This is a genomic window from Methylobacterium sp. CM6246, from assembly GCF_054818005.1.
The window spans coordinates 4,144,776-4,156,976 of record NZ_JBTXKY010000001.1 but is presented as its reverse complement, the minus strand read 5'-3'; the positions used below and the strand labels follow the sequence as shown (position 1 = coordinate 4,156,976).

Annotated in this window: 11 protein-coding genes and 1 pseudogene; 6 read left to right on the top strand and 6 right to left on the bottom strand. The window is 66.0% G+C overall.

Going from position 1 to position 12,201, the window contains the following annotated elements:
* Positions 1 to 206: 206 nt before the first annotated feature.
* The 3 genes from ACYQPG_RS20210 to ACYQPG_RS20200 form a co-directional block, all read right to left on the bottom strand.
* Positions 207 to 368, bottom strand: coding sequence for a hypothetical protein (locus ACYQPG_RS20210; protein WP_461231588.1), 162 nt, complete (start codon positions 366 to 368; stop codon positions 207 to 209).
* Between the two features lie 358 nt (positions 369 to 726).
* The gene (locus ACYQPG_RS20205) at positions 727 to 1,509 is read right to left on the bottom strand and encodes an SDR family NAD(P)-dependent oxidoreductase (protein WP_147939798.1); all 783 of its coding nucleotides are present in this window, start codon (positions 1,507 to 1,509) and stop codon (positions 727 to 729) included.
* Positions 1,510 to 1,593: 84 nt separating this feature from the next.
* The gene (locus tag ACYQPG_RS20200) at positions 1,594 to 2,565 is read right to left on the bottom strand and encodes a cupin domain-containing protein (protein ID WP_461231587.1); all 972 of its coding nucleotides are present in this window, start codon (positions 2,563 to 2,565) and stop codon (positions 1,594 to 1,596) included.
* Between the two features lie 218 nt (positions 2,566 to 2,783).
* Here ACYQPG_RS20200 and rclC point away from each other — a divergent pair, with 218 nt between their 5' ends.
* The 4 genes from rclC to ACYQPG_RS20180 all read left to right on the top strand — a co-directional run bounded on the left by rclC (position 2,784) and on the right by ACYQPG_RS20180 (position 5,958).
* Positions 2,784 to 3,419, top strand: a complete 636-nt coding sequence (gene rclC / locus ACYQPG_RS20195; protein ID WP_281407075.1) for a reactive chlorine resistance membrane protein RclC — start codon at positions 2,784 to 2,786, stop codon at positions 3,417 to 3,419.
* A gap of 124 nt (positions 3,420 to 3,543) precedes the next feature.
* Complete coding sequence (locus tag ACYQPG_RS20190) at positions 3,544 to 4,539, top strand: MBL fold metallo-hydrolase (protein WP_419830056.1); 996 nt, start codon at positions 3,544 to 3,546, stop codon at positions 4,537 to 4,539.
* 28 nt (positions 4,540 to 4,567) lie between these two features.
* Positions 4,568 to 5,404, top strand: coding sequence for an alpha/beta fold hydrolase (locus ACYQPG_RS20185; RefSeq protein WP_461231586.1), 837 nt, complete (start codon positions 4,568 to 4,570; stop codon positions 5,402 to 5,404).
* Positions 5,405 to 5,616: 212 nt separating this feature from the next.
* The gene (locus ACYQPG_RS20180; RefSeq protein ID WP_419830054.1) at positions 5,617 to 5,958 is read left to right on the top strand and encodes a hypothetical protein; all 342 of its coding nucleotides are present in this window, start codon (positions 5,617 to 5,619) and stop codon (positions 5,956 to 5,958) included.
* Between the two features lie 177 nt (positions 5,959 to 6,135).
* Here the strand turns inward: ACYQPG_RS20180 and ACYQPG_RS20175 are convergent, their stop codons facing one another.
* The gene (locus ACYQPG_RS20175) at positions 6,136 to 6,390 is read right to left on the bottom strand and encodes a hypothetical protein (protein ID WP_419830053.1); all 255 of its coding nucleotides are present in this window, start codon (positions 6,388 to 6,390) and stop codon (positions 6,136 to 6,138) included.
* A gap of 182 nt (positions 6,391 to 6,572) precedes the next feature.
* Here ACYQPG_RS20175 and ACYQPG_RS20170 point away from each other — a divergent pair, with 182 nt between their 5' ends.
* Positions 6,573 to 8,063 carry a carbohydrate porin gene (locus tag ACYQPG_RS20170; protein WP_461231585.1) on the top strand — a complete coding sequence of 497 codons (1,491 nt, stop codon included), beginning with the start codon at positions 6,573 to 6,575 and terminating at the stop codon, positions 8,061 to 8,063.
* A gap of 20 nt (positions 8,064 to 8,083) precedes the next feature.
* Here the strand turns inward: ACYQPG_RS20170 and ACYQPG_RS20165 are convergent, their stop codons facing one another.
* Positions 8,084 to 9,127 (bottom strand): transporter, encoded by a 1,044-nt coding sequence (locus ACYQPG_RS20165; protein ID WP_461231584.1) that lies wholly within the window; start codon positions 9,125 to 9,127, stop codon positions 8,084 to 8,086.
* A gap of 5 nt (positions 9,128 to 9,132) precedes the next feature.
* Complete coding sequence (locus ACYQPG_RS20160; protein ID WP_461231583.1) at positions 9,133 to 10,761, bottom strand: inorganic phosphate transporter; 1,629 nt, start codon at positions 10,759 to 10,761, stop codon at positions 9,133 to 9,135.
* 182 nt (positions 10,762 to 10,943) lie between these two features.
* On the opposite strand from ACYQPG_RS20160, the pseudogene ACYQPG_RS20155 reads away from it, so the two are divergent.
* Positions 10,944 to 11,956 (top strand): annotated as a pseudogene (locus ACYQPG_RS20155) (integrase core domain-containing protein).
* The last annotated feature ends 245 nt before the right edge of the window (positions 11,957 to 12,201 follow it).

Here is a 12,201-nt window from a genome sequence, read left to right as displayed (position 1 = left end):
CGCACTACTCGACGCTCTGCACCGGCGTTGGATACGCCCGTGAAGAGCCCCGCGCCCTGTACCAATCAGCGCCACGGCGGCCGCCACATCTTGTCGGCTAGACATCGGGGCTCCGGCAATCTCCCGGCGAAACGCCGCAATCCGGTCGAGAAGCGGCCGCCCCGCGAGGGACCGGCTTGTCCGGGACCGACGCTTGGGACTGTGCGTCAGACGCTCAGAACGATCTTTACGAGATGCTCTTTTCTCCTCATGCGGGCGTGCACGATCGCCGCCCCAGCTAGGGCATAGCGGCCATTGATCGGCAGATAAAAGCTCCTGACCACCATCACCGGCCACAGGCCGGCCCGGACGCGCACGGTGCGCTTCATCAAGCCCTGCGAGCAGAGCCCATTGTGGTTGGCAGCGGGGGTCGATGCAGACCATTTTCTGCACGAACGTTATTGTCGCGGATCGCTGTAGAGAACGTCCGCTTTTCCATTTAACCTACTACGAAGCGGGCCAGCTGCTTTCGGCCAGATCCCGTCGTTGCAGGTTGTCCGTATGCAAGTCTGTGATGAGTGGATTTGCGATGGTCCCCTTCCGGGCGGCGGCAGAAGTAGACACTGCCGTCGCACCCGCTCACGACCCATTGCAGTCTTTCAAAAGGTCTGCTCCTGGGTGTCTCATCATTCCAGAGCGACCAAGTTTGGCCTTCTCATGCGTCTGCATTGGGGAGGGGAGGGGGGATCAAATCTGGACCATCCCCCCATCTACGAACAGCTCGACACCGTTAACGAAGCTGGTCGCGTCCGAGGCCAGAAACAGGACAGCCGCAGCAACGTCCTCCGATCGGCCAATCCGATCCGATGGGATATTTGCGAGCATCCCCGCCTTGACCGCCTCGGCTTGTTCGCCGCTACCGAACAAATCGGTCAGCCCGGCCGTGTCAGTCACGCCGGGGCTTACGACATTGACCCGGATGTGCCTATCCTTGAGGTCCAGGATCCAACTGCGCGCGAAGTTGCGTACCGCCGCCTTGGTCGCGCTGTAGACACTGAAGGCGGGCGTGCCGGCCGAGCCGGTGGTCGAACCTGTGAGAACGACGGACGCGCCATCGCGTAGGAGCGGGAGCGCCTTCTGGACGGTGAACAGCACGCCCTTCACGTTGGTCGCGAAAATCGTGTCGAAGTGCGCCTCGTCGATCGCCCCGAGCGGGGCGAAACTGCCCCCGCCGGCATTGGCGAAGACGACGTCGATCTGCGCGTGGTTCTGCCGGACCGTCTCGTAGAGCCGATCGATGTCGGCGAGCCGGCTCATGTCGGCCCGCACGCCCGTCACTTCGCCCTTGGTCGCCTCGCCGCCGATCACCGCGACCGCGGCGTCGAGTGCGTCTTGGCGCCGGCCGGTGATGAACACCGAAGCTCCCTCCGCCGCGAACGCCGTGGCGGTTGCGAGCCCGATCCCACTCGTGCCGCCGGTGACGACCACCACTTGGTTCGTGAACCTGTCGTTGCGCCTGATCGCGGTCATGTCTGCCTCCTCCGATGCGGGGAAGGTAGCCGGGGCGGCATCGCCCGTTGATGCCGGCCCGGCGCGATCCGATGACCGGCCGGATCAACCGGCCTGTGAGCTGTCCGCCTGCGTGATCCGCGCGCCCGCATCCCGACGCAGGCTGCCCGGACGGACGCCGTACTTGCGCAAGAACGCGCGGCTGAGCGCGGCTTGGGACTGATAGCCCACGTCGACCGCGATCTGGTCGAGCGAGCTGGTGTCTGTCCGCAGGCGGTGGCGGGCTAGCCCGAGCCGCAGGTCGGCGAGGAATTCCAGCGGCGCCATGTCCACCGCCTTGCGGAAGGCGCGCACCAGGCTCGCCCGTGAGGCGGCGGCGATCGAGGACAGCTCGTCCAGCGTCCAGGCGCGCACCGGATCGCGCACCATCGCGAGCACCGCCTGCGCCGTCACGCGCTGCCCGATGAGCCGGAGCAGGCCCTCGGCCGACGCGGAGGCTTCGAGGTGGGCGCGCAGCAGCATGATGAACAGCGCGCTAGCGAGATCGCTCGCGATTGCGATCGATCCGGGGCGGATATCGGTCAGCTCCGAGCGGATGCCGGCGACGAGGGGGCTGTATCGGCTGGCCAGAGGCTGCAGGCCGACCCGCAGCACGATCGTGTCGGGCAGCGCCGCCAAGATCAGGCTCTGGGGCGCACCTTCGAAGCTCAGCCGGCCGCATACCAGCTCGACGTCTGGCTCGACCCCAACGGTCGTCTTCAGCCGCAATTCGCCGATCCGCCGGACCGTGGTCACGGACTGCGCATGCCCGGCACTCTCAACCGCGCGCGTGGTATGAGCGTCGCCGTGCGGCAGGAGCAGGACGTCACCCGCTTCGAGCCGCAGCACGCCGGTCCCGTGGCGGTCGAGCAGCGCGCAGCCCTGCGTGACGATGTGGAAGTAGGCGTGGCCGTTCGGCTCGGGTTCGTGCGGGGACGTCCAAGCCCCGCCCAGGCGGCACACATCACCGAGCACGGGGCGCACACGCAGGAGCGGCGCGAGCCCGCTCAGGGTGTCATCCGTCATCCGCTCCGCCATGGCGCCCCTCCGCGGCGCGCTTGATCCGCGCGGTCATCATCCTGCGCCGGGCCGGCATCGCGAGACCCGGCGCCAGCGATCATGTTTGCGGCATCGAAGCAGGCGGTCATGTCCGCACCCAATCCCAGCCGTGAACGGCAGCGCCCGACCCGCGTCCATGAAGGTCGAACGCCGCCAATTTGGCAAGCATCCGACCTTTTGAACCAAGGAGCCACGTCATGAACACGCAGATCCGTCAGGTGCTCGGGATCGTCTCGGGGCAAAGATCCAACCGCATCGGCCTGGACGCCGTGCGGGTCGCCATCGCCACCATCTTCATCTGGATCGGGGGGTTGAAGTTCGCTCCCTACGAGGCCGACAGCATCACCCCGTTCGTGGCCAACAGCCCGCTGATGTCGTTTTTCTACAGGCACCCCGACCAGTACGCGCAGCACCTCACCCACGAGGGCGAACTCAAGCTCGCCGAGCGCGCTTGGCAGGCGGCGAACGACACCTACGCGTTCTCGAACGGCCTCGGGAGCGTCGAGATCGCCATCGGCCTTCTGGTCCTCGTCGGGCTGGTCTCGCGCCGCTGGGGTCTCGTAGGCGCGGCGCTCGCCTTCCTGACGCCGGTGGTCACGCTGTCGTTCCTGGTGACGACGCCCGAAGCCTGGGTGGCGGCGCTGGGCGATGCGCAGCACGGCTTCCCGTACCTGTCCGGCGGGGGGCGCCTCGTGCTGAAGGACATCGTTCTGATGGCTGGAGCTTGGCTCGTGGTGGCCGACGGGGCCCGCGCCGTACTCGAACACACGGTTCAGACCTCGGTGGATCGTGCCAGCCTGGGCGCTACCCTCGCGACCGCATCCCGAACCTAGGACCCGCGAGCGCCGCTCGTGCGCGGCGCTCGTTTTGGCGATGCGAGGCAGTGCGGAAGCTCTCCGGAGCGGAACGATTGCCTGATGTGAGGCCCCCCACAACCTGACCTTCGGAGCACAGACTATGACCGCCCGTGAACCTGCGTCCGGCGCCGCGAGACAAACGTTCTCCCTATCACGCCGCGGCTTCTGCCTCTGCTGTCTGTCCGCCTCTGCTCTGCCGACGGCGAGCGGCTGGCTCTCACCCCGCTCTGCGTTCGCGCAGGCGCGCGGCATTGTGGACACGATTATGTTCGAAGCCACCCGCTCGCCGATCACAGTCCATAGGCTGCGCGGGGGTGTCGCCGTGCTGGAGGGGTCTGGCGGCAACGTCGCGGTTCTGACCGGGCCGGACGGGAAGCTGCTGGTGGACGCCGGGATCGGCGTGTCGCGCGCCCAGATGCTGACGGCGCTGAACGACCTCGGCGACGCGCCGATCACCCATCTCATCAACACACATTGGCACTTTGATCACGCGGACGGCAACGCTTGGCTGAACGCGGAAGGGGCGGAGATCCTCGCCCACGAGAAGACCCGCAAGCACCTCGCGGCCGCGCAGCGCGTGGACGACTGGGACCATGACTTCCCCGCGGCACCGCCCAACGCGCTGCCGACGCAGGTGTTTTCGTCCGAGCACGAGACCAAGCTGAACGGCAGCACGCTGATGCTGAAGCATTACGGCTCCGCACACACGGACAGCGATATCTCCGTCCGCTTCGTCGAGGCCGACATCCTGCACACGGGCGACACTTTCTGGAACGGCATCTACCCGTTCATCGATTACTCCACGGGTGGCAACATCGACGGGACGATCGCTGCAGCTGAAGCGAACATAGCCGTGACGACAGACCAGACTATCGTCATCCCTGGCCATGGAGCGCCTGTCGGTACTCGCGCACAGCTGCGCGACTTCCATGACATGTTGGTGGACGTGCGTGCGAACGTCGCCGGCTTGAAGAGGCGAGGCCTATCCTTAGAGGCGACTGTCGCGGCCCGCCCGACCGCAGCGCACGACGCGAAATGGTACCGGTCCGTCATCAGTCCAGCGCTCTTCACCCGTCTAGTCTATGAGGGTGTTTGAGAATTATTTTGGATTGAGGAGAAGCGTCATGGCCACGATCACAACCCAAGACGGCGTCGAGATCTTCTACAAAGACTGGGGCCCGGAGGACGCGCAGCCGATCATGTTCCATCACGGCTGGCCGCTCTCCGCAGACGACTGGGACACACAGATGTTGTTCTTCCTCAAGCACGGCTATCGTGTCGTTGCCCACGACCGCCGCGGCCACGGCCGCTCGGCGCAGGTCTCGGACGGGCACGACATGGACCACTACGCGGCCGACGCCGCCGCTGTGGTCGAGCATCTTGATCTCAGGAACGCCGTCCACATCGGCCACTCCACTGGCGGTGGCGAGGCCACACGCTACGTCGCGCGATACGGCGAGCCTCAGGGTCGCGTGGCCAAGGCGGTGCTGGTGAGCGCCGTGCCCCCATTGATGCTGAAGACCGCAGCGAACCCGGAAGGACAGCCGATCGAAGTATTCGACGGCTTCCGCCAAGCGCTCGCGGGCAACCGCGCCATGTTCTTCCTCGACGTCCCATCGGGACCGTTCTACGGCTTCAACCGCGATGGCGCTCAGGTCCAGCAGGGCGTGATCCGGAACTGGTGGCGGCAAGCCATGATGGGCTCTGCCCTGGCGCACTACGAAGGTATTAAGGCGTTCTCAGAGACCGATCAGACAGAGAATTTGAAGGCGATCGGCGTTCCGACGCTGGTGCTGCACGGCGAGGATGATCAGATCGTGCCGATCATCGCGGCGGCGCCGAAGTCGGTCAAGCTGCTGCGCAATGGCACGCTGAAGACTTATCCCGGCTATGGCCATGGCATGCTGACGATCAATGCGGACGTACTCAACACCGACCTCCTCGCCTTCGTGAGGGCGTGAGGTGGACGCGGAGCCGAAGGTCTGCTTCCGGACTTCGTGCCGACTTCCGCTTACCACCGAGGCTGTGTGAAAAAGCAGAGGCTTTCCAAAATTTGGAGCATTCTTCTATGTGGCAGCCCTCCAGGCACCCGGTATGGGGGCATAGATGCCATTGGGGCCCCTACTTCGGACAGGCTGCTTACATCTAGATACTGCCGTTGCAGATAGTCCGTATGAAGGTCTGTGATGGTTGGGAAGAAGGCCCTGGCCTGCAGCCAAGAAGCTGCGCTACGGCGCCCAGTTCTTTGCCGGCCTTTAACGCCGGCAAGAAGGCCGCCAAGCGTCACAAATCATTCCCGCCCGCCTGTGAAGACTTGCAGGACGACCGCGGCGACCTCAACGAGATCGCCACCGGCCACGAGATCCTCGACGGACTTACCGGGACCGAAGTCGGAACCGGATCGGCGCTGTTCGCGGCGGGTGTGACCATGGGGGACATCGAGGCACGGACAAGGAAGCTGCTGGCCTCGGCCGCCAAGGCGCATCAAGCGTTAGTCGACGTCCGCCCGTTTTGACGCTCAAGGACCTACCGTTCGGCGGTCGGCCGTCAGGCCAGCAATTCTTGGCCAACCTGTTCGACGACCGCCAGGCGATCAGGGAGCCGGTGATGTACAGCGGCATTCGACGGTCGCGGTCGTCCATCCTCGCGAGGATGCGGTCCATCCCCTCGTCGTCTCGGTGATCCCGAAACATCAGTGCGATGCCAGCGACAAGCCGGTGTCTTGGCAAGATGGCGGCGGGATGGGGCCGGACAGGGCGCAATCGGCGTCGGCGAGCTCGCGCCGTAGGTCGTCCCGCTGCGCCTCGACGAGATCGGCGAGGATATCCTCGTCGCGTTCGTCTATAACTGCGACGAGGCGGAAACCCGTTCCATCCCGCTCGAACTCTACCATGACCTCATCCTGGGCGTAGGGGTCGTGCGGATCGATGCAGAGGTGCTTCGGCATGGTCAGGGCTGGTTGACGCCGCCAGGGCGGCGAGGCGGCTCTCCTAGGCCCGTGCCGTGACGAAGGCATGAACGCTCATAAATGCCGACGCGAAGCCGTAAATTGTTTCAGAAACCTGCGTGTCGTGGAACGGTGATGAAGCTGTGTCGATGCTCAGCCTTCCAACCGGATCGGAGATCGAGGTGCGTTCCTCCCGCCGCACCACCATCTTTGCCGTCGTTGCGCTTGCCCTCTGGCTGCCCCCAAACCTAGGCGCGGCCCAGACCGAGGGACGCGAGGAACAAGCCACGGCTGCACGGCTTGCAGCTGAAGGCATCACCATCGGCTCGCCCTCCGGCGCGGGCGGCGATCCGCAGACCTCGGTTGCCCAGCCCGTCTTCTCGGCCGGCCGGGCGGCGGAGGTGACGACCTCGTTCCAGCCATTGCTCGGGCCCGCCGGCGACCCGGGCGGATACCGCGCATTCCTAGAGCGACACGGGATCACCTTCGGACTGATCACGGTGGCGGAGACCTACCGCGATGTTCGTGGCGGACTGCGGCGCGGCTCCACGGGCCTGACGCTGCTTGACCTCGACGTCGACGTGGATCTCGACACCCTGGCTGGATGGAAAGGGGCCACGGCCCACGGCACGGTCTACCAGATCCAGGGCAGCGGCACCTCTCGCTCGCGCGTCGGCAACCTCATGACCATCAGCGAGATCGAGGCCCTGCCCGCCTCGCGCCTGTCCGAACTTTGGCTGGAGCAGAGCCTGTTCGACGACCGGCTGTTTCTCCGGATCGGCCAGCTCTCCGCCGACACCGAGTACATGGTCAGCCAGACCAGCATCCTGTTCACCAACGGCACCTTCGGCTGGCCGGCAATCTTCGCCGCGAACATGACCGACGGAGGGCCGGCCTACCCGCTCTCGGCGCCGACCGTTCGCCTGAAATACGTGCCGACCCGTGAGCTCTCGTTTCAGGCCAGTCTGATCGACGGGACGCCCGGTGGAGGCAACCCACGCTCGGGGGTCGACCCGCAACGGCGCAATCCGAACGGCGTCCGCTTTCCGGTCTCCGATCCGCCGCTGGCCATCGCCGAGGTCTCCTACGCCTACAACGCCCATCCCGGCGACACGGGCCTGCCCGGCACCGTGACGTTCGGGGGCTGGCACCGGTTCGGTCGCGTCGATGCAATCATGCCAGACCCGGTGAGCGGACTCGGCCGACGGGTCTCCGGTGATTCTGGCGTCTACGGTGTGATCGACCAGACGATCTATCAGGAGCCGAACGATCCCAACGACGGTGCCAGCGTGTTCCTGAGGGCCTCGGCCTCTCCTGCCGACCGCAACCTCGTAGACTTCTACCTCGACGCCGGCATCGCCTATCGCGGCCTATTCCCCGGGCGCTCGGACGACACCCTTGGTTTCGGCCTCGGCGTCACGCACATCTCCCCAATGGCGCGGCGGCTCGATGCGATTGCCGCGCTCCAAAGTTCGGCACCCACCCCCCGGCGCAGTACCGAGCTTCTGTTAGAGGCGACGTATCAGGCCGTGCTCGCTCCCGGCATCGCGCTGCAGCCGACTGTGCAGTACGTCGTCCACCCGGGGGGCGGAATCGCCAACCCCCGTGATCCCGACGGCAATCGAGTGCGCAACGCCACGGTGTTTGGCCTTCGCGCCATCAGCCGCTACTGAGCTGGGCACGGTTCGTCGGCTCAATCTCGCGGCGGCCGGATGCCCAGGACGCGGATTAGCGCATAGGCGACGACCGCCGAGAGGCAGGCGATGGCGATGGCCACGGTGGAGCCGGTTTCGTTGTCCGTGAGCGGCAGGCCCTTGGTGTTCATGCCGAACAGCCCGGTCACGAGCGTCGGCGGCAGGAACAGCGCGGTGAGCACCGACAGCATGTAGAGCTGCCGGTTCGAGGCCTGCGCGAGATAGGAGGACAGCTCCTCCTGCATCAGACGGCTGCGGTCCGCGAGCAGGACCATGTCGCGGTCGAGCGCGTCGAGCCTCTGCGCGATCCGGGTGGCCGCGGCGATGGCCGCATCCGGAACCTCCTCGTTGGCCGAAGCGGTCTCCAGACGATGGAAGACCGCGCGCAGGCCGAGGAGCTGGCGATGCAGCCGGACCGCGTCCCGGCGGATCGGCCCGAGCCGCCGTCGCTCGCCGCGCACACGCTCGTCGAGGATGTGGTCCTCGATCTCGTCGAGCTCGTCGGCCAGGTGAGCACCGGTATCGGCCATCGACGTGACAACCCGCTCGACGATGACATCGAGCAGATGGATCGGGGCCAGGATGCCGCGACCTTCCACAGCGGCGTCACGGGCGAGGTCCGGTCCGAGGACGGGATGTCGTCGGCCGCTCGCCAGGAGGCGCGGGCCCATGACGAAATGCAGGCGCCCGCCGGCGTCGATCTTGGGGCTCTCACCGGCCTCCCGGACGAGATCGGCCACGACGCCGCCGATATGACCTGCCTCGACGATGAGGCGCTGGTGCGGATCGCTGGCGAAGGCCGCGGCTGCGAGACGCGGGGGGCCGAGACGCCCTTCCTCGATTACGGCCGGCAGGCGCGCGTCGTTCAGGTTGAAGTGCAGCCAGGTGAACGTCTCACCGAAAATCCCCGGGGCTGGCAGCGCCTCACCGTGGTCGAAGAGATGACCGCGGCCACCCTCGTCGAAGCGCATCGCCCAGAGAAGTCCTGGAAGCGCCGGCTCGTCGCACAGACGGCGAGCGGGTGTCGCGGTGCGGGCCTCCATCCGGCTCAGAACACGTGGCGCAGGATGAAGAACAGCGTCCCAGCAATGAGGATCGCGGCCGGCAGGGTCATCACCCAGGCCAGCGCCATGTTGCGCACCGTGGACATCTGCAGGCCCGAGCCGTTGGCCGCCATGGTCCCGGCGACGCCCGACGATAGGATGTGCGTGGTCGAGACCGGCAGACCATAGAGTTCAGCGAGCCCGATCGTCCCTGCAGCCACGATCTCGGCCGAGGCGCCCTGGGCGTAGGTGAGGTGGGTCTTGCCGATCTTCTCGCCCACCGTGACGACGATGCGCTTCCAGCCGACCATGGTGCCGAGGCCGAGCGCCAGGGCGACGCAGACCTTCACCCAACTCGGGATGTAGCGCGTGCCTTCGTTGAGGAGCTCGGTGTAGCCCTTCAGCGTCTTGGCATCGGCCTCGGAGAGGGCGGCCCCGGACTTCGGGAGGAGGCGGATCGCGTCGGAAGCGAGGTACATGTCGTTGCGCACGTTCGAGGTTGCGCCAGCCGGAACTTGCTGGAGCGAGCCGTAGCCCTTCACCGACACCGCGATGTCGCTCGAGAGCGTCGAGAGAGCACCGAACACCTCCGGCTTGTTGAGCGCCTTGGCTTTCAGCGCTTCGGCCACGGTCTTCCGGGCTTGGGCGGCGTCGGGACGTGCCGCCCCGTCGGCGTAGGTCGAGAACACCTTGCTGGCGGCCTCGGAGGTCTGGACGAAGGCCGGGGTCGCGTCGGCGTTCATGGTCCGGTTCAGGGCGTACGCGGTGGGGGCAGCGCCGATCAGGATCAGCATGATCAGGCCCATGCCCTTCTGACCGTCGTTGCCGCCGTGGAAGAACGACACCAGCGTGCAGGTCAGGATTAGGAGGCCGCGGATCCACAGCGGAGGTGGCGCCTCGCCCTTGGGCGCCTCGTACAGGTCCTTGCGTCGCACGGTGAACTTGAGTGCGAGGAGCAGTAAGGCGGCAGCCACGAAGCCGCAGATCGGGCTGAAGGCGAGTGCCTTGAACACGCCGAGCGCCTGCGTCCAGTCGACTCCAGAGGTGCCGTCCTGGCCGCCCATCAATTGGTTGGCGAGACCGACGCCGAGCACCGAGCCGATCAGCGCGTGCGATGAGGAGTTCGGTAGTCCGAGGGCCCAGGTTCCGAGGTTCCAGAGGATGGCCGCGATGAGCAGGGAGAAGATCATCGCGTATCCGGCGCCAGAGCCGACCTGCAGGATCAGTTCCACCGGCAGCAGGGTGACGATGGCGTAGGCGACGGCGCCTGAGGACAGCAGAACGCCCAGGAAGTTGAAAGTCCCGGACCAGATCACCGCCACCAGGGGCGGCATTGAGTGGGTGTAGATCACGGTGGCCACCGCGTTGGCGGTGTCGTGGAATCCGTTCACGAACTCGAAGGCCAGGGCGATCAGCAGAGCGAGGCCAAGGAGAGCGAAGGCGCCTAGTGCGAGGGGCTCTTGGTGGACGGCGTTCATGTCGGCGATCAGGCTGAACACCGCGTAGCCGAGCCCTGCGACGAGCACGAGCAGGAAGGCGATCACGCCACCGGGATGGATGCCGTGATCGAGCTTGGGTTTACCGGCCGTCACATGTCCAACAGTACCGGTCGGTGCCAGGATTGCGTCGGACATGAACACCTTGAGAATTTATTTCGCCGATCGGGGATTAAATTGGCCGCGTGACGATGAGGTGACGGTCCAGAGTTCTCGTGATTATCCCGCGTGCGGAATTCGGGTGACCCTGACCCAGCAAACTGGTCCGCGCTGAACGCAAGTTTTTCGGGCATCCTGAACCTTGAAGGAGGGTGGATGCCATGCCTCGCCAACGCTTCACGAACGAACGGATCGCCTTCGCCCTGCGGCAGGCGGAGAATGGTGCGACGGTGGATGAGGTCTGCCGGAAGATGGGCGTGTCCGAGCCGACGTTTTACCGCTGGAAGAAGCAGTTCGTCGGCATGGGCGTGCCGGAGATCCGCCGGCTCAAGCAATTAGAGGACGAGAACAGTAAGCTGAAGAGGCTGGTCGCCGATCTGACGCTGGACCGCTCCATGCGTGCCGAGATGTGCTCAAGGATCAGTGGTGAGGGCCGCCGCTCGCCGTGAGGTCGCCGGCCACCTTAAGGCGGCCTACCGCATCAGCGAGCGTCGGGCCTGCCAGGCCACCGGACTCGGTCGCTCGCCCCAGCGTTACAGGAAGCGCTCGGACCCGTAGGTGGTGCTGCGGGTGCGGCTGAAGGAGCTGGCTGCCGCGCGGGTGCGCTACGGCTACCGACGGCTGGCCCAAACGAAAGCGGGCTCGGCGCTACCGGCAAGGCCGGCCGGCCATCGGCGGACCCAACGAGGCCTGGGCGATGGACTTCATGTCCGACCGCATCTTCGACGGACGTCCGTTCCGGATCCTGACGGTGGTCGGTTGCCACACGCGAGAGGCGCTCTCACTCACGCCGAGAGCCAACTTCCGCGCCTTCCAGGTGACCGAGGCGCTCGACGCCTCGGTCAGGCTGCGGGGGCGGCCCAAGAGCCTGCGGGTCGACAATGGGCCGGAGTTTGCCGGGCGCACGCTCGACCAGTGGGCGTACCTGAACGGGCCGAGATCGACTTCTCACGACCGGGCAAGCCAACCGACAACGGCCACAAACGAGTCGTTCAACGGCCGTCTACGGGCGGAATGCCTGAACGCCTCGTGGTTCCTGTCACTGGCCGCTGCCCGCGAGCGCATCGAGGAATGGAGGTGCCACGACAACGAAGATCGACCCCACACGGCCCTGGGCGGCTTGACGCCCCGAGCCTTCGCCAACCAAGCTGTCACCGCCCGGGAACTTGCTTAGGCCGTGGACCACAAACGGGGTCAACTCCAGGCCTACCGCGCACCAACCTGAACCTTGGACCACCTTGTGGGGGCCGATCAGGACCGACGATCGATTGTCGCGACAACCACGCAAATCGACCACGCGAGTGAGGCTTCCTTAGCGCCGCCGAGCAGACGTGCGCAATGGATCCCACGCATACGGAGCGGATCCAAGATCGAGTACCCCCCATTGCCGGGAGCACTCGCGTGGTCTGGCAGCTAACT

Excerpts from the sequence above, each read along its gene's own strand:
- ACYQPG_RS20200 (WP_461231587.1), bottom strand. The coding sequence starts at position 2,565 with ATGGCGGAGCGGATGACGGATGACACCCTGAGCGGGCTCGCGCCGCTC.
- rclC (WP_281407075.1), top strand. The coding sequence starts at position 2,784 with ATGAACACGCAGATCCGTCAGGTGCTCGGGATCGTCTCGGGGCAAAGA.
- ACYQPG_RS20185 (WP_461231586.1), top strand. The coding sequence starts at position 4,568 with ATGGCCACGATCACAACCCAAGACGGCGTCGAGATCTTCTACAAAGAC.
- ACYQPG_RS20160 (WP_461231583.1), bottom strand. The coding sequence starts at position 10,761 with ATGTCCGACGCAATCCTGGCACCGACCGGTACTGTTGGACATGTGACG.
- ACYQPG_RS20210 (WP_461231588.1), bottom strand. The coding sequence starts at position 368 with ATGAAGCGCACCGTGCGCGTCCGGGCCGGCCTGTGGCCGGTGATGGTG.
- ACYQPG_RS20165 (WP_461231584.1), bottom strand. The coding sequence starts at position 9,127 with ATGGAGGCCCGCACCGCGACACCCGCTCGCCGTCTGTGCGACGAGCCG.
- ACYQPG_RS20190 (WP_419830056.1), top strand. The coding sequence starts at position 3,544 with ATGACCGCCCGTGAACCTGCGTCCGGCGCCGCGAGACAAACGTTCTCC.
- ACYQPG_RS20175 (WP_419830053.1), bottom strand. The coding sequence starts at position 6,390 with ATGCCGAAGCACCTCTGCATCGATCCGCACGACCCCTACGCCCAGGAT.
- ACYQPG_RS20180 (WP_419830054.1), top strand. The coding sequence starts at position 5,617 with ATGAAGGTCTGTGATGGTTGGGAAGAAGGCCCTGGCCTGCAGCCAAGA.
- ACYQPG_RS20205 (WP_147939798.1), bottom strand. The coding sequence starts at position 1,509 with ATGACCGCGATCAGGCGCAACGACAGGTTCACGAACCAAGTGGTGGTC.